Annotated in this window: 16 protein-coding genes and 2 pseudogenes; 7 read left to right on the top strand and 11 right to left on the bottom strand. The window is 61.0% G+C overall.

Translation table 11 applies throughout. From position 1 onward, the window contains the following. On the bottom strand, positions 1 to 811 hold an 811-nt coding region (locus OLZ32_RS38755), incomplete at its 3' end, for a MobA/MobL family protein (protein ID WP_264425656.1). A gap of 219 nt (positions 812 to 1030) precedes the next feature. Here OLZ32_RS38755 and OLZ32_RS38750 point away from each other — a divergent pair. From OLZ32_RS38750 to OLZ32_RS38735, 4 genes are all read left to right on the top strand, one after another. Then, positions 1031 to 1318, top strand: coding sequence for a TraC family protein (locus tag OLZ32_RS38750; RefSeq protein WP_264425654.1), 288 nt, complete (start codon positions 1031 to 1033; stop codon positions 1316 to 1318). Then, positions 1308 to 1547 (top strand): conjugal transfer protein TraD, encoded by a 240-nt coding sequence (locus OLZ32_RS38745; RefSeq protein WP_264425652.1) that lies wholly within the window; start codon positions 1308 to 1310, stop codon positions 1545 to 1547. The genes OLZ32_RS38750 and OLZ32_RS38745 overlap by 11 nt, the downstream gene beginning before the upstream one ends. Further along, positions 1538 to 3451, top strand: coding sequence for a Ti-type conjugative transfer system protein TraG (gene traG, locus OLZ32_RS38740; protein ID WP_264425650.1), 1914 nt, complete (start codon positions 1538 to 1540; stop codon positions 3449 to 3451). Before OLZ32_RS38745 ends, traG begins: the two co-directional genes overlap by 10 nt. Positions 3452 to 3564: 113 nt before the next feature. Then, complete coding sequence (locus OLZ32_RS38735; RefSeq protein WP_264425649.1) at positions 3565 to 3870, top strand: alkylphosphonate utilization protein; 306 nt, start codon at positions 3565 to 3567, stop codon at positions 3868 to 3870. A 20-nt stretch (positions 3871 to 3890) separates the two neighbouring features. Here the strand turns inward: OLZ32_RS38735 and OLZ32_RS38730 are convergent, their stop codons facing one another. From OLZ32_RS38730 to OLZ32_RS38710, 5 genes are all read right to left on the bottom strand, one after another. Next, positions 3891 to 4304, bottom strand: coding sequence for a hypothetical protein (locus OLZ32_RS38730; protein WP_264398088.1), 414 nt, complete (start codon positions 4302 to 4304; stop codon positions 3891 to 3893). Next, positions 4304 to 4570 (bottom strand): type II toxin-antitoxin system prevent-host-death family antitoxin, encoded by a 267-nt coding sequence (locus OLZ32_RS38725; protein ID WP_264398086.1) that lies wholly within the window; start codon positions 4568 to 4570, stop codon positions 4304 to 4306. Before OLZ32_RS38725 ends, OLZ32_RS38730 begins: the two co-directional genes overlap by 1 nt. Positions 4571 to 4781: 211 nt before the next feature. Further along, entirely contained in the window at positions 4782 to 5252 is a 471-nt protein-coding gene (locus OLZ32_RS38720) for a hypothetical protein (RefSeq protein WP_264425647.1), read from the bottom strand. A gap of 315 nt (positions 5253 to 5567) precedes the next feature. Continuing rightward, positions 5568 to 5726: a hypothetical protein gene (locus tag OLZ32_RS38715; protein WP_204328936.1), complete on the bottom strand. Its 159-nt coding sequence runs from the start codon at positions 5724 to 5726 to the stop codon at positions 5568 to 5570. A 316-nt stretch (positions 5727 to 6042) separates the two neighbouring features. Continuing rightward, entirely contained in the window at positions 6043 to 6366 is a 324-nt protein-coding gene (locus OLZ32_RS38710) for a DUF736 domain-containing protein (RefSeq protein ID WP_130671191.1), read from the bottom strand. A gap of 633 nt (positions 6367 to 6999) precedes the next feature. Here OLZ32_RS38710 and OLZ32_RS38705 point away from each other — a divergent pair. Continuing rightward, the gene (locus tag OLZ32_RS38705) at positions 7000 to 7284 is read left to right on the top strand and encodes a WGR domain-containing protein (RefSeq protein WP_264398078.1); all 285 of its coding nucleotides are present in this window, start codon (positions 7000 to 7002) and stop codon (positions 7282 to 7284) included. A 36-nt stretch (positions 7285 to 7320) separates the two neighbouring features. Here OLZ32_RS38705 and OLZ32_RS38700 read toward each other — a convergent pair. The 4 genes and pseudogenes from OLZ32_RS38700 to OLZ32_RS38685 form a co-directional block, all read right to left on the bottom strand. Then, positions 7321 to 7462: pseudogene (locus tag OLZ32_RS38700) on the bottom strand (type II toxin-antitoxin system VapC family toxin); the annotation flags it as partial. After that, positions 7459 to 7725, bottom strand: coding sequence for a type II toxin-antitoxin system Phd/YefM family antitoxin (locus tag OLZ32_RS38695; protein WP_264425645.1), 267 nt, complete (start codon positions 7723 to 7725; stop codon positions 7459 to 7461). The gene OLZ32_RS38695 and the pseudogene OLZ32_RS38700, both read right to left, overlap by 4 nt. A gap of 126 nt (positions 7726 to 7851) precedes the next feature. After that, a pseudogene (locus OLZ32_RS38690) lies at positions 7852 to 8792 on the bottom strand (DUF2493 domain-containing protein). A gap of 318 nt (positions 8793 to 9110) precedes the next feature. Continuing rightward, positions 9111 to 10148, bottom strand: coding sequence for a toprim domain-containing protein (locus OLZ32_RS38685; protein ID WP_264425643.1), 1038 nt, complete (start codon positions 10146 to 10148; stop codon positions 9111 to 9113). A 355-nt stretch (positions 10149 to 10503) separates the two neighbouring features. On the opposite strand from OLZ32_RS38685, the gene OLZ32_RS38680 reads away from it, so the two are divergent. After that, positions 10504 to 10770, top strand: a complete 267-nt coding sequence (locus tag OLZ32_RS38680; RefSeq protein WP_264398072.1) for a hypothetical protein — start codon at positions 10504 to 10506, stop codon at positions 10768 to 10770. 601 nt (positions 10771 to 11371) lie between these two features. Continuing rightward, positions 11372 to 12562: a DUF1173 domain-containing protein gene (locus OLZ32_RS38675; protein WP_264425641.1), complete on the top strand. Its 1191-nt coding sequence runs from the start codon at positions 11372 to 11374 to the stop codon at positions 12560 to 12562. 49 nt (positions 12563 to 12611) lie between these two features. Here the strand turns inward: OLZ32_RS38675 and OLZ32_RS38670 are convergent, their stop codons facing one another. Further along, entirely contained in the window at positions 12612 to 12800 is a 189-nt protein-coding gene (locus OLZ32_RS38670) for a hypothetical protein (protein ID WP_264425639.1), read from the bottom strand. Between the last annotated feature and the right edge of the window lie 431 nt (positions 12801 to 13231).

Below are 13231 nucleotides of genomic sequence, written 5' to 3'. Positions count from 1 at the left end.
GCAGCCGGTCCGCCATCTCCTGCCGCCGGGCGAGATCCGTCGGCGCGAAGAAGAGCTCCCTGCCCTTCCTGGCCAATGCTGCCTTTTCGGGACCCAGATGTTTCTGCGCGATGCCGTCGAGGCCCTGCTCGGCGTAGGAGCGACCATCAAGCCGGATATCATGGCCGGCAAGCGCCAGATGCCGGTTGGCCGTCTCCGCCCAGGCGATCTTCCACACCTTCATGGTTTCCTTGTCGCCCGCCCAGAGCTTGTAGACGATCTTGCCGTTCGGACGATCCGGTGTGACGACCCGCAGCGGCTTGCCGTCCTCGCCGGTCACCGCAACCTTCTTCGGCCCGAAGCCCTCCTGCGTCATCGGCCTGAGCGTGGTCACAAGATGGATATGCGGATTGCCGTCTTTGTCGTGATAGACCCAATCCGCGACCATTCCCTTCGACGTGAGATTGTCGCGCACGAACTCCCGCACCAACGCGATGTTCTCGCCCCGCGTCAGCTCTTCCGGAACTGCTATGATCAGCTCGCGCGCCAGCTGCGCGTCTGCCCGTTTCTCGAAAGCATCGACCGCATTCCAGAGCGCCTCGCTGGCGCCCGCGACCGAACGCCCTTCGATCGCTGACCGCAGCCAGGCCGGCAGCTGGTCCGGCAGAGACAGTTCCTCATGAACCAGCTCGGAAGCTCCACCCCGATAGCTGAACGACGTGCCGGCCTGTTCGTCCATCATCCGGGCGCGGTGGCGATAGGCGGCGGCCGAGACGATGCTGCGTCCCGCTCCCCTGCTGATCACCTGCGCTCTGACGAACATGATCGCCACGACTGTCTCCACATCTTCCGAGCACGTCGCGACAGCGACGTATATTGCGCCCTCAAACCGATCGGACCGGAGGGCCGATACCGCTTTTCCGAAAGACCGACGTCGGCCGAAATTCCGGCTGCCACATTTTCGGGTTGGTGCAAATTAGCCTATTTAACTATTTTGTTCTAGATAGTATAATTGGCGCATTGAGGTTGATTTCAGGAAAGGGAACCAACAGTGGCCGTCAAATCATCGATTTCCGATCTCGATGCCCAGATCGAGAAGCTCAGAGAGCGCAGGAGAAGTTTGATCGTTAAATCCGCCGAGCGGTTTGCCCGCGCTGCGACGAAGTCGGGGCTGGCGGAAATGGAGATCGCCGACGAGGAGGTCGAGCGGATCTTCGAAGAGATGGCCGCTCGATTTCGCAAAGAGGAAAAGAAGGGGGCAAGTGCTGCATCTCCTCAAACGCGTCGACCAGCGGTTGGTGGCGCTGGATCGACGTCGGAGGTTTCACATGACGACTGACCGCAAGAAGGAAGCACGCGAGAAATTCCTGCTCGGCGGCATCGTCGTGAAGGCTGGTCTGTCGACGGCCGACCGGGCTTTTCTGTTCGGTGGCCTCATCGAATTGGCGAGGGTGATAGCGGGATCGGCCGAACATAGGCGGTTGCGCGATATCGGCGAGGAGGCGTTCAATGCCCCTTCGCTCGATCCTGTCTTGCCGCGCGTCGAGGAGAACGCCGGATGGCGCTGAAGGGTCGATTGCATCCAAGCTTGCTGCTGGTCTTCGTGCCGATCGCCGTGACAGCGATCGCGGTCTACATCACCGGCTGGCGATGGACGGCACTGGCCCACGGCCTATCCGGCAAGACCGAATATTGGTTCCTGCGAGCGGCACCCGTGCCGGCGCTCCTGTTCGGGCCACTCACCGGACTTCTGACCGTCTGGGCGTTGCCGCTGCATCGCCGGCGGCCGATCGCCATTGCCAGCCTGTTATGCCTTCTCGTCGTCGCCGGATTTTATGCGTTGCGCGAATATGGCCGCCTCGTCCCGTCGGTGGAGCGCGGCATCGTCACATGGAACCAGGCGCTTTCCTATCTGGATTTCATTGCCGTCATCGGCGCCCTGGCGGGCTTCATGACTGTGGCGGCGGCCGCCCGCATCTCCGTCGTCGTGCCCGAGGCAGTCAAACGGGCAAGGGGCGGAACCTTTGGCGATGCCGATTGGCTTTCGATGTCAGCGGCAGCAAAGCTCTTTCCGCCCGACGGCGAGATCGTCGTCGGCGAGCGTTACCGCGTCGACAAGGAAACCGTCCACCAAGTGCCCTTCGATCCGAAGGATCGCAGCACGTGGGGACAGGGTGGCCAGGCGCCACTCCTCACCTACAGCCAAGATTTCGATTCTACCCATATGCTCTTCTTTGCCGGATCGGGTGGATACAAGACGACCAGCAACGTCCTACCGACCGCACTGCGTTATGCCGGCCCTTTGATCTGCCTCGATCCTTCCACCGAGGTCGCGCCGATGGTGGTCGAGCATCGCACCCGTGCTCTCAAGCGCGAGGTCATGGTGCTCGATCCGGCCAACCCGATCATGGGCTTCAATGTCCTCGACGGCATAGAGCATTCGAAGCGAAAAGAGGAGGATATCGTCGGCATCGCCCACATGCTTCTATCCGAAAGCCTGCGTTTTGAATCCTCGACAGGTTCCTATTTCCAGAACCAGGCGCACAATCTCCTGACCGGACTGCTTGCCCATGTCATGTTGTCGCCGGAATATGCCGGCCGGCGGAACCTTCGCAGCCTGCGCCAGATCGTTTCCGAGCCGGAACCCTCCGTGCTCGCCATGCTGCGCGACATTCAGGAACACTCGGAATCTGCCTTCATCCGCGAAACGCTCGGCGTCTTCACCAACATGACCGAACAGACCTTCTCGGGTGTCTATTCGACGGCGTCGAAGGATACGCAATGGCTCTCATTGGATAGTTACGCCGCGCTCGTCTGCGGCAATGCCTTCAGGTCGAGCGATATCGTCACTGGCGGGACGGACGTATTCCTCAATATCCCGGCGTCGATCCTGCGCTCCTATCCGGGCATCGGGCGCGTCATCATCGGCTCTCTGATCAACGCCATGGTCCAGGCCGATGGCGGCTTCAGCCGCCGAGCGCTCTTCATGCTCGATGAGGTTGATCTGCTCGGCTATATGCGCGTGCTGGAAGAGGCGCGCGATCGCGGTCGCAAGTACGGCATCAGCATGATGCTGCTCTACCAATCGGTCGGACAGCTGGAGCGGCACTTCGGCAAGGATGGCGCGACGTCATGGATCGATGGCTGCGCCTTTGCCTCCTACGCTGCGATCAAGGCGCTCGATACGGCGCGAAATGTTTCTGCCCAATGCGGGGAAATGACCGTCGAGGTTCAAGGGCGGTCGCGCAATATCGGCTGGGACACAAAAGGCGGTGGTACGCGTAAATCCGAGAGCGTCAATTTCCAGCGCCGGCCGCTGATCATGCCGCACGAGATCACCCAGTCGATGCGCAAGGACGAGCAGATCATCATCGTCCAGGGCCATAGCCCGATCCGTTGCGGCCGGGCGATCTATTTCCGGCGGAAGGATATGGACTCGCAAGCAAAGGCCAATCGCTTCGTGCGGAGTTGACTTTCCGAGACGCTCGGGAGCGCCGCCGGAGTTGCCTTGGGCGGACGTCTGCGATAAGCGCCTTTGTACGCCGCTCCCGCACGGAAGGCGATTTCTGAGGAACCGAGACGAGCATGGCCGCTGAAAACGACGCATACATCTATGACGAAGCGACAGGCGAATGGCGTCCGGCTTCGGAGATGGCAGCATCCGCCAGTGGCGGTGAGAGCGTCGTTCGAGACGCAAGCGGCAATGTACTTGCCGATGGTGACTCCGTCACCGTCATCAAGGATTTGAAGGTCAAGGGAGCCGGCCAGACGCTGAAACAGGGCACCGTCATCAGGTCGATCCGCCTCACCGATAATCCCGAGGAGTTCGATTGCCGCCATGATGGAATCAAGGGCCTCGTTCTACGCACCGAGTTCGTGCGCAAACGCTAATTCGAGTTCTCAGGGCCTGCTCAGCGGAATCGGCTGACCTCCGTGGCCGACTTGCGGCGACGGATGAATTCGCGCAGCAGCGGCAGGAAGAAGGCCTTGCTGAAGCGGCCGGTTGGCGGCTCAGGCTCAAGATAGAATGAATTTCCGACGATGTCGGTGTTGAACTCATCGAAAATGATCCAAAGCCTGCGATCGGCATCGAGGCCAGCCCGGCGCTTTTCGATAGCCGGCACTTCCACGGCAAACCGCGACACCTCCGGCTGCTTGGTGGTGATGGGAAAGAAGAGAACCAGATCACCGTCCGGCCGCACCATTCTCACGCCGACGGCCACCGGCCGCTCCTTGCCTCCTTCCGTCTCTCCACGCCCAGCCTCTCTCGCCCATAGGTAAGGATAGCGTATGACGCTTGCGGTCTGGATCAGCTCGTAGTTCATCAGTGGCCTGCCTCGTCCTCGCCGGCATAGGCCTCGACGGCGTTTTCGAACTCGGCAAACAGTTCATCGGGCATCGTTTCGAGGGTCCCGACGGTGCGCCGATCCGACTGCTTCATCAGCCGTTGGTAGTCTTCGATATTGAGGAGGACCAATCGGGGTTTATTCCGCTGGGTGATGGTCACTGGATGGCGCAGGGCCTCGGCGATGATGTCGCCAGACTTACGGGAGAGGTCGCTGGTTGAATAGGAACCGCTTGACTTGGACATATGGGTTTCCTTTTTGCTGTATTTGTTGCAATATACAGCATTTCCAACAATGTTGTAAACTTACTGGTTTGAGGCGTTTGCGGCCTTGCCGGAAAGGAATTACGGCGTCCCGCCATTGCCGCTCAGCTCACAACGGCTGCGGCGATCGCCAATTGAGAGGCGGCCGGCGTCCGCCGCCTCTTAGCATCTGAAGCGCCTTTTACCACGAGGATCAAATGGCGCGCACCGCATGAACGGGGATGCCAGTTTCCAGCTTGATATCCTCAATAATCGATGCCAGTGAACCGAATTCTTCGTCGGTCAACCCAACCAATGTCGGAAACCGGACCTCGACCCCACCCTCATCGGCCGTCAAAGCGTTGATCCAGCTGCCGCCGCTGATGCGGTATTCGTGGGTGCCGACGTCGATTTCGAGATCGTCCAGCAAATTGATGGTGAAGCGCCCGAAAATCTCGTTCTCGCCCTGCAGCTGATATTCGGCGAATTCATCCTCTCCGGTGAGAACACTTTGTTGCAATGCCATCATCATCTGGATCCGAGCGATTGCCGCGTCGAGCCCTTCAATCAGGCGATTATGAAGCTCGAGCGAGAAACCGCTATCGCAGCCGAGGCGATTTGCGAGGACGACGAGCCGAAAACCGGCAAGCTTGGCGTAGAGCGTGAGGTTCTGATCGGTTGTCATAATGTGATCTCCTTCATCTTTGACGGAGATCGGCCACTCCGTGGCAAAGAGGGGTCAAGGACCGCGGAACGCGGCTTGCAAGCGGGGGAACCGATTTTGTCGCTTGCGGCAAAATTGGGGGAGACCGCGCCGTCCTTGACGCCGGATTTGCTGGAGTAGAATAGGACGTCAGAGAGAGAAGAGACCCGCGGCCCCAAGGGGGGCGCGACCGTTTCCGGCGTCAGCCGGCAGGGAGTGTCGAGGGAAAACCTGACAGGCAGACGGGCCGGTCGATCCGGCCTGGCTGCCTCGGTGCTCAGTGAGGAAGGAGCTGCCTCACGGCAACTCCTCTCCAGTGTGTTTTGCAAGTTCGGCGCGTGCTGCTTCCAGCTCCGCCTCGATGCGGAGACGCTCCTCCGCGGTCGGCGCTTCTCGGGCTTCAAGACGCAGTTCCTCGATGGTGCATTCGATGTTGAAGGCGTTTTCGTTCGTCATCATCATCTCCTTGTTGACGTGAAAGATAACGCCGGTGGTCGTGAGGATCGGGTCGGGTCAAGGTTCGCGTCAGCGACCGGCGGAGCCGGCGCGCGGAGGTGCCGATTTTGTCGGAGCGGAGGGAACCGCAGCGGAGGCAAAATTGGAGGGGCCGCGCGACCTTGAGGCGGCACGGTCCTCGCGGCAGACTTGGCGATCTGAGCAGATAATCCACGTTTCGTTTGGCACCAGAAAACAGGCGGCGGGCAAAGCCGGCCGCCTCAGGTGTTTCATCGCGGAAGCCGGCCCCGATCGCTCGAGGCCGGCTGCTCGTCGTTCAGTTCGGGTTGTTCCAGAGGATAACCTTGCGGTTCGGCTCGCCGCCGGGAGCTTGTGCGAGGTTGCCGAAGATCACGCCGATCTCCGGAGCCTCCAGCTTGACGGACAGGTATTCCTCTCCGGTCAGGCGGGCGATGCGGTTCCAGCCCGCGCCGATCTCGAAGCCGGTCTTACGGTGGATGATGCGGTAGTCGGGAGCTTCCTCGCTCGACTTGCTGGCGTTCGGTACGATGGCGATCGGGGCGTTGACCCGGATGGTGGCGAAGATGCCTTCAAGGCTGCCGTCGGTCTTCTGCGTCAGGGTTGCGATCGTGGTGGCCATGGTATTGTCTCCTTCGGTTGCTCGGGACCATTCCCGATGGCGCCCGAAGAAGGGGCCGAACCGCAGGCGTCACCGGAGCGCAGCGCAGGGGAACCCCTTGCGGGTTGACGATGATGGCGGCCGGTCCCTTAGAAAGGCGACATGGAAAACGGGAATGGCCCCGGATTGCGACCGAAGGACGGGACAAACCACTATGGCCGCCCGGTCCGGCGCTGCGTGAGAGTGTATAGGCCCTCCGAATGCCTCGCCGCCATTCTACGCAAAGCCTTCGCTCGCTCTCAACCACCGCAAGCGAGATGCGCCCGCCCGCCGTCCCATCATACGTTGTCGCTCGGCGGGATCGACGCGGTGATCGCGTTGGCGCCTGCAGGCCGCGGGGCAACGCCGGGGAAGCTGCTCGCTCGGGGGATAGAACGCATGATCCTTCGCGGACCTCTCCGGCGCCGGCTGACGGATCCGACAGTATTCCGCCGGACACCCAACCGTCGGCACCCCGGGCCACCCTGAGCGATTGGGACCGGCTTGGTCGGGGTGTTCTTCACCGGCCCATAACGCGCCAACGCATCACAAAACGGAATCCATCGGCTGCGAAGGATTCAAAACTCTCGTTGGACAAGGTCGGTCCCGGCGGAAATGATTCCCTTCATGAGCCGCATGTCGTTCCACCTCTACTGCCAGCGCATCGATGCCAGCCGCAACATGGCGCGCTATTACATGCTCGCGATCCAGCCGACCTTGTTCGGCGAAACCGCGGTCGTGCGAAGCTGGGGACGGATCGGCAGACGTGGGCGCGAGAGGACCGACGTGTTCAGGACCGAACGGGAAGCCATGGCGCATTTTCTCGATCTTGCACGCCGGAAACGTCGGAAGGGCTATAGGCCGGACCGAGGCTGCGATGCCATCGGAGATCCGATCTGATCGCGCGATGCATATCCGCGCGTTCGCGTCTTAGAACACGGTGATTTCCCAAAGGGAAACGACGCTTACGAGCACATTGTTTTTCAGGATCGGCAATGAGGCTGCGCATATGACTGCCCAGCCTATCGTCGTCATTCAGCCACCATAACAACGCATGCGTATCGAGCAGAAGCCTCACGTCCCGTCTTCCATCGCCTTCAGGACGTCTGCGGGCAAGCTGTCAAAATCGTCGGGAACTCTGATCTTTCCGCGCCAAGCGCCTGGCTTACGCACGGCCATGTCAACTGACGGAGGGCCGATTTCGGCAACGACCTTGTGATGGGACATCAGAACGAACCTCTGTCCGTCCTGAACCTGCTTCAGGAAGGATGTCAGATTGCCACGAAACTCCCGCACGCCCACACGGCGGGGAGACGATGCGTTCGGCCGAGGTTCAGACATTGAAAGGCCCCATGTTCCCCAGAATTGTGTACACAAATTCGTCGAAATGCAAGTTCCCTGTTTTTCTCCGCGATAAAGCGCGATCTCATTACCATCCGGCTTTTCCCCGCATGGAGGAAATGGCGCTCACGCGCCATCCTCCGCGGCCTGCCAGACAGGTATGCCGAGACGGCGGGCCTTGTCGGCGAGATTGCCTGTGATGCCGGAGCCGGGAAACACGATGACGCCGGTCGGCATGACCGAGAGCATCTCGTCATTGCGGCGGAAGGGAGCGGCCTTGGCGTGCTTCGTCCAGTTCGGTTTGAAGGTGATCTGCGTCACCTTGCGGGCTTCGGCCCAGCAGGCGGCGATTCGCTCGGCGCCCTTCGGTGAGCCGCCGTGGAGCAGGACCATACCCGGATGTTTGCATGGGCTTGATCGAGCTTGCCCCAGATGCGTTCGTGATCGTTGTAATCCATGCCGCCGGAGAAGGCGATCTTAGTTCCAGCCGGAATCAGCACCTCGGTCTCGGCACGGCGACGAGCGGAAAGGAAGTCTCGGGAGTCGATCATCGCCGCCGTCATATTGGCGTGGCTGACCTTGGAGCCGGTGCGCGGGCGCCATGCCGATCCGGCCTCAGCCTCGAAGAGGTCGGCCGCATAGTCGCGCATGAACTCGAAGGCGTTGCGGCGTTCGAGAAACGTGATGCCTTCGGCGATCAGGCGCTCGAGCTCGACGCTCTTGACCTCCGAGCCGTCCTGCTCCTGCTGTCCGGTACGTTGCGCGTCCTCGTTGCGCTGAAGTTCACGCTGGATGCGCTCGCCGGCGCGGTGGAAGAGATTGACCGTCGACCAGAGCAGATCTTCGAGATCGGGTTCCAACCGCGTGTCGCCGAGCATCTCGAACATGGCGCCGAAGATCGCGGTCAGCGCCGACTGGACGACCGGCTCTTCCGGTAGCGGCCGCGGATCGGGCTCGTCCTGAAAGGGGCGATGGCCGTAGATCTGCATTTCGTAGATGAAGCGGTCGGTCGGGGAAGAGGCATGGTGGGGCTCGAAGCCGTCGTCGATGGGAAGGGTCTGGTTCATGATGGTCTCCGTCGGTTTTGGCCGCGCCTCTCGCGGCCTGACGGCGAACCTGTTCACGCGGAGACCGGCCGGAACCGCGGCGCGAAGTGCCGCGGCCCAGCGTGAGCGCCGGGCGGCGGAAGGAAGGTTTCTTGACCCGCGAGGAGCGCCGGCAAAGCCGGCGCGGGGAAGAAACCTGACAGACCCGCTGAAGGCCAGGCCGCCGCGTGGTAAGGGTCGCCTCTCCGCAGGCACGCGGGCGCGCACCCAAGGAAGGGCCTCATGGAACGACTTGCCAGTTCCGATGACCGACACCAATGCCCGCTGTTTCAGTCAGCTTCATGTCGGCAGAAAGACCATTGTATCTTCCGGAACGAGCTGGGCCCGCAGGTTCGCCGTCAACTGGTCCGGGCCGAGCCAGCGCAGATCCTCGTTGAAGTCGCCGAGTTCAGGGGCAAGCACCAGCGGCAGGATCCCAACCGCCTGCGCACGTCGGCTCAACCTCTCGATCCCCTGCCGACCGGCGGCATCGGCGTCGCCGGCGATGTAGAGGCGCAGGCACGCCGCCGGCGGAGAGAAGGCCGCGAGGTGGTTGGCCGTGAGCGCCGCGACCATCGGCATCGTGGGCATCACATGGGATAGCGACAGGATCGACTCCAGGCCTTCGCCCGCGACCATGACAGGGACGAGCTCGTGGAGCGGAAACCCAAAGCGCACCGCGTTGCCGAGGAGACCGCCGAGCGCACGGCGGGGATCCTCGACTTTCGCCTTGCCGTCGCCGTTTGGATCGAGCCATGTGCGATGCACGCCGGTGATAGTGCCGGAAGGATCGGTCACGGCAGCGACAAGCGCCGGATAGCTGGCCGTCCGACCGGTCACGAGATCCCGATAGTAGCAGGACGGATGGAAGCGCAGGGTGGGATGGAGGGACGCCCTCAGGATGGCGCGCTGGCGCAGATAGCTGTCGCCAAGCGTTCCCGCCAGCGGTTGCGTCATGCCGAACAGGCGTCTCGCACGCTCCGCAGCCGGTCTGTCGACCGGCGGATGGTCGGGGGTGCCGCCCCTGCGGGACGACGCCCGTTCGGGTTTGGGAAGACTGAGGAAATGGCGAGCCTCGTCGGCGACGTCGCGGAAGTCGACCAGCCCGCAGGTCTCCCGCACGAGATCGAGCAGGTCGCCATACTGGCCGTTAGCAGCATCCGTCCATTTTCCCGCGCGGGAACCGGAGAGATGCACATAGAGCGACCGACCCTTGTTGTTGGCGACATCACCGACGATCCAGTAATTGCCGGCCCGGCGACCAGCGGAAAGATAGTGGCGACAGACTGCCTCGGCATCGCGCGCGAGATGGTCCGCCAGCTCGGAAGCGGATAGCATCACAGAAAATCCTATAAAGAGTGAGGACGAACCGGCCTGCCCAGGCGCTCTCCAAGCTCCGCCAGGCCAACCCTTGCCGACCGCTCTCTCGCTCTTCCGCCAAGCTTACGGCCGCTTCCTCTTCCAATCGACAGCTCCCCGAATGCCAATTAACATGTTGATAAGTTTCAATTTTCAGGAGGCAGAAACGGAAGCGTATTCGCCTCGCCAGCTCGCCCGCTTCGTAACCTTTGTGGCGGAAGTAGCCGGGAGGGCATCTGCATGAGCCAGGTCGTTCAACAGCTGCGCTGTGAAGCCTACATCGAGCGATTGATCGCGCTCTTGGATCTCCTGGGAGATACAGACCTGGAAGACAATGGCGACTGTGAACCGTCGCTTTGCAGCACATCAATATGTGTGGGCGATCGGTGCATCGAGGACCTTGGGCTCGATGACTGCGAAGGAAAGTGGCGATGAAGAGCCGACCATGGCCTGGTCAAATCCTGACGGTTTGAGGATTCACATTTCCGGAGAGGCCAAGCAGATCACAAGCTTCGACTTTGATGACGGTCCGCTTAGATTTGATGGATCCGGTAACACCATCGCACGCATGGTGCTCCGACAGAATACTTACAACCTATGATCAATTGGGCGGTTCGCCGGCCGCGAACGATCCGGTGGCGAGGAGTAAGGGCGGACTCCTGAAAGAAGAGTTTGAAAAGGGTGCTCCGGATCAGGGGCAGACACCCTTTTCATGCTGAGTTTTGCATTCTCAGCGGAACGAAAATTAGCAGAGAGATTGCTGTCTTCAATCGGACCGAAGTCCGACCCCCCGCAATAATTCGTGGATGCAGCCGCGGGAAATCCTCGAAGAGACAAAATTCTAGAAGGCCCCAAAGTAAAATTTGGGGGCGGCTCTCCAGAGTTGCCTCCGTCGTCGCGGTATTGACGACTCGTTCCTTTCCGTTCAGCTTCTCGTTGGCGGCACTGAGCGGAACGAATGTCTGAAGACCAGCCGTATATTGTCTTGGAGTCGCAAACGATCAACGAGAACTGGATCGGCGCAATGCCGAGTTAGATCTGCAATTGGCCCTGGAAACGATTGGCTGCCAAACTCGTTCGCATTGTCACAGGCGCCGGCCCCAGCCTATTATACTAATTAATTTACGCTAGTATTATCTCGCGAGTTTGTGCTACGTCCTATACGGCTTGACCAGCCTTCGGTGACCGAAGCGAGGGACGATGTGCGACGATTTTTGATCGGCAAAGAGCCGTTGGACGAAACCGCTCCAGAGTTTCAATCGCAGCTCGAACGTGCTTATGAACAGAAGCTCAGGCCACTTTGTAGGTGCAAGGAACCGCCGGTTCCGATGTACATCGCTCGGGTCGACGGTCAATTTCTGGTCAAGCGAATGCCGCTTTCCGGGCGCGATCATGAGGTGGCCTGCCCGTCCTACGAGCCGCCCTACGAGTTGTCGGGCCTCGGCCCTCTCATTGGAAACGCCATTCAGATCGATGCGACCACGGGCTCGGCAGTCTTGAAACTCGATTTCTCGCTATCGAAACGGGGCAATCGAACGGTGGCGGCATCATCGACGGAAGCCTCAGAGAGCGTCCGCAACGAACCGAAGAAACTGTCGCTGAAGGCGATGCTTCATTATTTGTGGGATGTCGGGGAACTGACGGAATGGACGTCGTTATGGGCGGGAAAGCGCGGATGGGGTCGGGTTCGCAGCGGCCTGATCAATGCCGCGCGGCAGATGACGGTCCACGGCGACCCACTCTGCGACATCCTGTTCGTGCCGGAGGTGTTTCATCAGCAAGACCGGGAGAAAATAGCCGCTCGCCGGGCTACAGCACTCGCCGGCGCCCAGGCAGCCGCGTCAGGGCCGCGGCGGCTGATGATCGCCGTGGCTGAAGTCAAGGAGTTCGCTCCCACGCGAGACGGGCAGAAGATTATCGCCCGCCACCTGCCCTTCCCCTTTGTGATCGAGCAAGGGACGTGGAAGCGATTGAGCGCCAGATATGAGACGGAACTCGAGTTGTGGCGGTCGAGCGATGAACTCCATTTGATCCTGATTGCGACATTTGGAATTTCCAGCGCGGGGATCGCCGCGGTCGAGGAAATCGCGATGATGGTCGTCAACGAGAACTGGGTTCCGTTCGAAACCGTTGATGAGCAGCGTCTCCTGGAGAGGCTGTCAGGTTTGAGACGCAAGAGCGTCAAAGGCTTGCGTTTCAATCTGTCGCGAGAGCAGCCGATCGTATCCGTGACACTCCCTGAACAACGACCTGCACCGGTCGCCATGTTTATCGTGCCGGCAAGCTCCAATGGCGAGTACGAGGCTGCGCTGGCGGAGATGATCGAGGGCCGCCCGGAGATGACGCCCTGGATATGGCGTGTCTCCGAAGGCGATATGCCTGCCCTGCCCTGACGGAGCCGGTGCACCCGCAACGGGTCGCACAGAAGGCTTTGATAAAACCCTACAGGTCATAACGACCATGACAGCCGTTCGCTCGGCAACCGCTGTCGAAGCCACGGTTAATGATCAGATGCCAGTCGCTGCCCTTATGGTAGGCCGCGCCGTGTGTGCCGGCCATGAGCATGGTGCCGTCGGCAGCGCTGGGGTGGCCCGCGTAGACGGCGATCTTTGAAGGCAGCTCGGGCTTCACGAGGTGGTCGGGCTCGATCTGCCAAAGGGCATGATCGCGGGTCGCCCAGATCTTGCCCGCATGTCAGACGAGGTTTTGGAACGGCAGGGTCATGTCACCGCGATGGATGAGCGTCCATTGCTGTCCGCGACCACGGAACAGGGCCACCGACTGCGCACCGATGTAGACCAATCGTGCTGCGACGCCACGCCTGCCACGACAACGGTACTCCTCAAACAATGAGCATACTAGGCGAGGGCGCTCCTGCGGCCGGCGCCCGTTCGCGCACGGCTTGACCGGTTAAAAGGGCAGCCGCAGGAGGTTTAGCAAAGTGCCGCCTGAACAGGCGGAAACCGGGACCGACTGCCCCCGGCAAGCTGTTCAGCTTGGGGCACCACCCGGTGCCCCTCACCTCACCTGCCCGGCCGTGCCAGCGACCGGGCGACATCGAC

It is taken from the genome of Rhizobium acaciae (assembly GCF_025941625.1).
Classification (GTDB): Bacteria; Pseudomonadota; Alphaproteobacteria; order Rhizobiales; family Rhizobiaceae; genus Rhizobium; species Rhizobium acaciae.
The sequence above is the reverse complement of the archived record's forward strand: the minus strand, read 5'-3'. Positions and strand labels throughout refer to the sequence as shown.

Excerpts from the sequence above, each read along its gene's own strand:
- OLZ32_RS38705 (WP_264398078.1), top strand. The coding sequence starts at position 7,000 with ATGATTCCCTTCATGAGCCGCATGTCGTTCCACCTCTACTGCCAGCGC.
- OLZ32_RS38735 (WP_264425649.1), top strand. The coding sequence starts at position 3,565 with ATGGCCGCTGAAAACGACGCATACATCTATGACGAAGCGACAGGCGAA.
- traG (WP_264425650.1), top strand. The coding sequence starts at position 1,538 with ATGGCGCTGAAGGGTCGATTGCATCCAAGCTTGCTGCTGGTCTTCGTG.
- OLZ32_RS38715 (WP_204328936.1), bottom strand. The coding sequence starts at position 5,726 with ATGACGAACGAAAACGCCTTCAACATCGAATGCACCATCGAGGAACTG.
- OLZ32_RS38695 (WP_264425645.1), bottom strand. The coding sequence starts at position 7,725 with ATGTCTGAACCTCGGCCGAACGCATCGTCTCCCCGCCGTGTGGGCGTG.
- OLZ32_RS38680 (WP_264398072.1), top strand. The coding sequence starts at position 10,504 with ATGGCGACTGTGAACCGTCGCTTTGCAGCACATCAATATGTGTGGGCG.
- OLZ32_RS38710 (WP_130671191.1), bottom strand. The coding sequence starts at position 6,366 with ATGGCCACCACGATCGCAACCCTGACGCAGAAGACCGACGGCAGCCTT.
- OLZ32_RS38720 (WP_264425647.1), bottom strand. The coding sequence starts at position 5,252 with ATGACAACCGATCAGAACCTCACGCTCTACGCCAAGCTTGCCGGTTTT.
- OLZ32_RS38730 (WP_264398088.1), bottom strand. The coding sequence starts at position 4,304 with ATGAACTACGAGCTGATCCAGACCGCAAGCGTCATACGCTATCCTTAC.
- OLZ32_RS38685 (WP_264425643.1), bottom strand. The coding sequence starts at position 10,148 with ATGCTATCCGCTTCCGAGCTGGCGGACCATCTCGCGCGCGATGCCGAG.
- OLZ32_RS38725 (WP_264398086.1), bottom strand. The coding sequence starts at position 4,570 with ATGTCCAAGTCAAGCGGTTCCTATTCAACCAGCGACCTCTCCCGTAAG.
- OLZ32_RS38745 (WP_264425652.1), top strand. The coding sequence starts at position 1,308 with ATGACGACTGACCGCAAGAAGGAAGCACGCGAGAAATTCCTGCTCGGC.